The sequence below is a fragment of the Promicromonospora kroppenstedtii DSM 19349 genome (assembly GCF_000515355.1).
GTDB classification, from domain to species: Bacteria; Actinomycetota; Actinomycetes; order Actinomycetales; family Cellulomonadaceae; genus Promicromonospora; species Promicromonospora kroppenstedtii.
Genome location: NZ_KI911756.1, coordinates 46,592 through 51,769 on the forward strand (window position 1 = coordinate 46,592; position 5,178 = coordinate 51,769).

Genomic DNA, 5,178 nt, shown 5'->3' on the forward strand with positions numbered 1-5,178 from the left:
GGTGAGGACGACGCAGGGGTCCGGCTCGTGCGGCTCGGCCCCGGGGACTTCGCGGGTGGCGCGCTGCCGGCGTGGTCCGGTCGCGGGGCGGCGTCGGTGCAGGAGGCGCTGGCACGGATCGACGACCTCTACCCCGGTGCCGGCGGAGCACCCGAGGCCACGATCGCGGTCCAGCGGGTGACGGGGCCGGACGGCGTGGTCTCCTGGACGGTGCTGGTCCCCGGCACGCAGTCGGCGCTGCCCGCCGATCACCCCTGGGACGGGCGCACCGACCTGGAGCTGATGGCGGGCGAGGCCGACGGGGCTACCGCGGCGATCGAGCGGGCGCTCGCAGACTCCGGTGTAGGGCCGGACGAGCCCGTGACTCTCGTGGGCCACAGCCTTGGCGGCATCGCGGCCACCGCACTCCTGTCACGCGCGGGCTTCGCCGAGCGCTACCGGGTGAGCGGGCTGGTCACCGCCGGTGCGCCCACCGGGCTGCTGGCCACGCCGCCCGGCGTCCCGGTGCTGCACCTGGAGACTCCCGAGGAGCTGGTCTCGCAGACCGACGGCCGGTCCGCCGCGGAGAATCCCCGCACGCGGGACCGCGTCACGGTGGTACGTTCGCTGCGGGACTCGGCTGCCACCTCCGACCGGGCGGCATCGGGCAGCCTGCCCCAGGCACACGCTGTCTCGACGCACGTCCGGACCCTGGACCTCGCCGTCGCGTCAGGTGACCCACGGGTGACCGGCACGACCGACCGGATCGGCGCGCGGCTGGACGGGCCGGCCGCGAGCACCGTGTTCTTCCGCGCGGAACGGACCGGGTCGTGACCCAGGACGGATCAGTCCGAGATCCGCTTGGGCAGGAGGGCCAGCAGGATGGTCTGCACCACGGAGATCACGATCGCCGCCAGCACGTACCACCAGAAGCCGCCGTTCACCTCCAGACCCCAGTTGGGGGTGTCCGAGAACCACGACTGGTTCGTGATGAGCGTGGTGATCCACAGCATCAGTGCGTTGATCAGCACCGACACCAGGCCGAGGGTCAGGATGTAGAGCGGGAGCGAGATGAGCTGGACGATCGGCTTCACGATCATGTGAACCAGGCCGTAGACCACGGCCACCACTATCACGGCGAGGATCGTGCCGAGCGTGGTGCCGTCGCTCACGACGTCCATGTGGGAGCCGAGGATCAGGGCCGACAGCCCGATCGCGAGTGCGGTGATGAGGATGCTGGCGACGAGCTTCATCCGGTCATCGTGGCATGCTGACCCTCGTGGAAGAAGCATTCGTACCGCTCCGCGCGGCCGTGTCGGCCCTCCCCGCCTACGTTCCCGGTGCCCGCGTCGCCGCCGGCACCCAGGCCTGGAAGCTCTCGTCCAACGAGAACCCGTATCCGCCGCTGCCTTCCGTGCTGGACGCGATCGCGCGCGGTGCGGCCGAGGTGAACCGGTACCCCGACATGTACGCCGGCGAGCTCGTCGAGGCGCTCGCGAGCCACACCGGCGTGGCCCCGGAGAACGTCGTCGTCGGCAACGGCTCGGTCGCCGTGCTCGCGCACGTGCTGCAGGCCGTCGTCGAGCACGGGGACGAGGTCGTGTTCCCGTGGCGGTCCTTCGAGGCCTACCCGATCGCGGTGGCCGTCGCCGGCGGCAAGGCCGTCATGGTCCCCGTCGAGGCGAGCACGGGCCGGCTCGACCTGCCCGCGATGGCGGCCGCCGTCACGCCCGCCACCCGTGTGGTGCTGGTCTGCACGCCGAACAACCCGACCGGACCCGCGGTGCACGCCGCCGAGCTGGAGACCTTCCTCGCGGCCGTGCCCCGGGACGTGCTGGTCGTCGTGGACGAGGCCTACCTGGAGTTCGTACGCGACCCCGAGGTACCCGACGGCGTCGACCTGCTGCGCCGGCACCCGAACGTGGTGCTGCTGCGCACCCTGTCCAAGGCCTACGGGCTGGCGGGCCTCCGCGTGGGCTACGCCGTCGCCGAGCCCCGGCTCGCGGCGGGCATCCGCGCGGTGTCCACGCCGTTCGGCGTCTCGCACCTGGCGCAGGTCGCCGCGCTGGCCTCGCTCGCGCCCGCCGCGCAGAGCGAGCTGCTGGACCGCGTCGACGCGCTGGTCACCGAGCGCGCGCGCGTCACCGAGTCGCTGCGAGAGCAGGGCTGGGACCTCCCGGACACGCAGGCGAACTTCGTCTGGTTCGGGCTAGGCGAGCCGACGGCGCAGCGGGCCGCCGAGGCGAGCGCCGCCGGCGTCCTGGTGCGGCCCTTCGCGGGCGACGGGCTCCGCGTGAGCATCGGCGAGACCGAGGCGAACGACGCGTTCCTCCGCATCGCGGCGACGTGGCGCTGAGGATGACCTTGCGCTGACGGACGGCGCTGACGGACGGCGCTGAGCCCACTCAGCCGATCAGCGCGTCCGCCAGTACGCCGTCCCGGGCGGTCCAGGCGGGCGCCGCGCCCACCAGGGAGTCGAGCCGCTCCAGCCGGCGGGCCGAGTCGGCGTCGGCCGGGGTGAGCACGACGACGCGCTCGCCCCGCTCGCGGTCCAGCCAGAGGCTCTGGAAGACCGTGTCGAGCCGGCCCACCCGGGAGGACTGGTAGCGACGCAGCTGTCCGGGCCGGTCGCCCCGAACGTCGTGCTCGTCCCAGTACCGCACGAACTCGGGTGAGTGCTCGCGCAGGCCGCCCAGCAGCCCGCTCCACCTCGGGTGCTGCCGGAACTCGGCCTCCCGTGCGCGTAGCCGCCCGGCGAGGTCGCGGAGCACCACCTCGGGCTCCACGAGGCTGTCGCGCCACTCGTGGTTCGTGAACAGCAGCCAGGCGCAGTTCCGGTCGGCGGGATCGACCGAGTCGAGGTCGCCGAACAGGAACCGGTAGGTGCGGTTCGCCGCGACCAGGTCGTACGTCGCGGTCTGGAGCGCGGCGGGAAACGGCAGCAGCCGCTCCAGCAGCGCGATGTGCTCGGGACGTACCTCCATGAGCGGGTTCGGCGCGTCCGCCCCCGTGTCGGCTGCCCTGCCGGCCAGGATCATGAGGTGCCGCCGCTCCTCGGGACGCAGGCGCAGCGTGCGCGCGACGGCGTCGAGCACCTGGTCCGACGGGTGGGACGCCCGCCCCTGCTCGAGCCACGTGTACCAGGTGACGCCCACCCCGGCGAGCTGCGCCACCTCCTCGCGGCGCAGACCAGGTGTGCGACGCCGGCCGGCCTGCGGCAGCCCGACGTCGGCCGGGGTCACGCGGCCGCGGCGCTCCCGCAGGAACGCCCCGAGCGCCTTGTGGTCCGGTGCTGTACTCGTCACCTGACCAGTGTCACCCCGCGGGGCGCGAGCAACCAGGTGCTGCCAGTACCCGTATGAACAGGCTCCTGGTACCAGGATGACGAACGGCGCACGGTCGGGGTCATGACGACATCTCTCCGTACGGCGGTCGACCACGATGCGCTGGTGGGCCGGCCGGGAACCCCGGCGCTGCCCCTCCCGGCCGTGGCACCGGCGCTGACCTCGGGCGGCCTGGCCGTGCTGCTGCTCGCCTTCCTGCCCGTGAACTTCACGTTCGGCGCGGTGAACCTGCTGGTGCCCGCGATCGCGGCGGACCTGGGCGCCGGCCCGTCGGGTGGGGCGCTCGTGCTGTCCGCCTACACCACCACCTTCGCCGCCGGGCTGGTGGTCTCCGGTCGGCTGGGCGACCGCTACGGCCGCCGAAGACTGCTCAGGATCGGGCTGATCTCCTTCGGCCTGCTGGCCGTCCTGACCGGGCTCGCCCCGGGCCTGATCTCCCTGGTGGCCCTGCGCGCGGCCCTGGGCCTGGCCGCCGGACTGTTCACGCCCCAGGTGCTGACGAGCATCCAGGCCACCGCGCCCGAGCGGCTCCGCACCCGCGGAATCATCCTGTTCACGGCAGCCGGCGCGATCGCCTCGATCGCCGGCCAGGTCGTGGCGGGCGCGACCGCCGTCGCGCTGCCGGAGCACCTGGCCTGGCGAGCGGTCCAGGTGATCACGGGCCTCATCGCGCTGCTGGCACTGCCCGGCCTGCGCGCCGTGCCGGAGTCCCGCTCACCGGCGCCGCTCGGGCTCGACCTGCGGGGCGCCGCGCTGCTCGGGGGCGGGCTGGTCGCGCTGGTCGTACCGCTGACCCTCGGTCCGACGGCGGGGTGGCCGGCCTGGTCCATCGGCCTGCTGGCCGTGGCCGTGGTGACTCTGACGGTCTTCGGCCTCGCTCAGCGCGCCACGGAGCGACGGGGCGGGCTGCCCGTGGCGCCGCCGAGCGTGCTGCGGGTCCCGGCGGTGCGGATCGGCCTGACCATGACGCTGCTGTTCTTCGTCTCCTACAGCGCGTTCCTCTACGAGGTCTCGGAGTACTCGCCGACCACCTGGGGCGCCGACGGCTGGGACGTCGCGATGCTGACGCTCGGCTTCGGTGGCGGATTCTTCGTCGCCGCGCTGCTGCTGCCGGGCATCCTGCGCCGGGTGGGGCCGCGGATCATGGTCTACGCCGCGTCCGGTCAGGCGACGGCGCTGCTCGCTATCGCGCTGGTCATCGGGCTCGACGACGGCCGGAGCGCCCCGCCGGCGCTGCAGCCGCTGCTCGTCGGTCTCGGCGCAGCGCAGGCCTTCATGTACGGGCCCGCGCTGCAGACGGTGCTCTCGCGTACCCCGGCCTGGGCGGCCGGCGTAGCGGGCGGGCTGCTGACCACGCTGCAACAGCTCGGGATCGGACTGGGCGTGGCGCTGCTGGGCGGGCTCTTCCATGCCGTCGCCGGCCTGGCGGGTGGAACGGCCGGCGGGACGGCCGCGGCGGACGCCACCGGGACCGGGTCCGGCCTGACCGTCGGCATGGTCGCCGCCCTGGTCGTCCAAGCCGGGTGCGCCGTGGTGTTCGCCCTGCTGGCGCACCGTGTCACGCGCAGGTCGGACGCAGAGTGATCGGTAGAACGTCAGATGATCGGTCTTCCGAGCTGCCGACCATCTGACGTTCTACCGACCGCCTGACGTTCTGCCGACCGTCCCGGTTCAGCCCGCCAGGCAGCGGGCGATGTGGGCCCGGGTCGCTTCGGCCGACCGGGCGCCGACCTCCTGGTCGCCGGGGTAGTCGGCATGCCCCGCCGGCAGGGTCTCCAGCTCCAGCGTGGGGCACGCCGGTCCGCCGGTCCGGGACGCGGCCACCGCCGCGACGGCGTTGGCCACGGCGAACTGC

4 protein-coding genes and 2 pseudogenes are annotated in these 5,178 nt (G+C 73.7%); 3 read left to right on the plus strand and 3 right to left on the minus strand.

Translation table 11 applies throughout. The features are described from left to right. Positions 1-813, plus strand: a pseudogene (locus PROKR_RS26430) (hypothetical protein); the annotation flags it as partial. An 11-nt stretch (positions 814-824) separates the two neighbouring features. On the opposite strand, the gene PROKR_RS26435 reads toward PROKR_RS26430, so the two are convergent. Further along, positions 825-1,232, minus strand: a complete 408-nt coding sequence (locus PROKR_RS26435; RefSeq protein ID WP_036969726.1) for a phage holin family protein — start codon at positions 1,230-1,232, stop codon at positions 825-827. Positions 1,233-1,246: 14 nt separating this feature from the next. Between PROKR_RS26435 and hisC the strand changes: the two genes are divergently transcribed. Then, complete coding sequence (gene hisC / locus PROKR_RS26440; protein WP_036969728.1) at positions 1,247-2,335, plus strand: histidinol-phosphate transaminase; 1,089 nt, start codon at positions 1,247-1,249, stop codon at positions 2,333-2,335. 49 nt (positions 2,336-2,384) lie between these two features. Here hisC and PROKR_RS26445 read toward each other — a convergent pair whose 3' ends face one another. Further along, on the minus strand, positions 2,385-3,284 hold the full coding sequence (locus tag PROKR_RS26445) for a helix-turn-helix transcriptional regulator (RefSeq protein ID WP_036969735.1): 900 nt from the start codon (positions 3,282-3,284) through the stop codon (positions 2,385-2,387). A gap of 102 nt (positions 3,285-3,386) precedes the next feature. Between PROKR_RS26445 and PROKR_RS26450 the strand changes: the two genes are divergently transcribed. Further along, complete coding sequence (locus tag PROKR_RS26450) at positions 3,387-4,907, plus strand: MFS transporter (RefSeq protein ID WP_036969740.1); 1,521 nt, start codon at positions 3,387-3,389, stop codon at positions 4,905-4,907. A gap of 87 nt (positions 4,908-4,994) precedes the next feature. Here PROKR_RS26450 and PROKR_RS26455 read toward each other — a convergent pair. Continuing rightward, a pseudogene (locus PROKR_RS26455) lies at positions 4,995-5,178 on the minus strand (acetylxylan esterase); the annotation flags it as partial.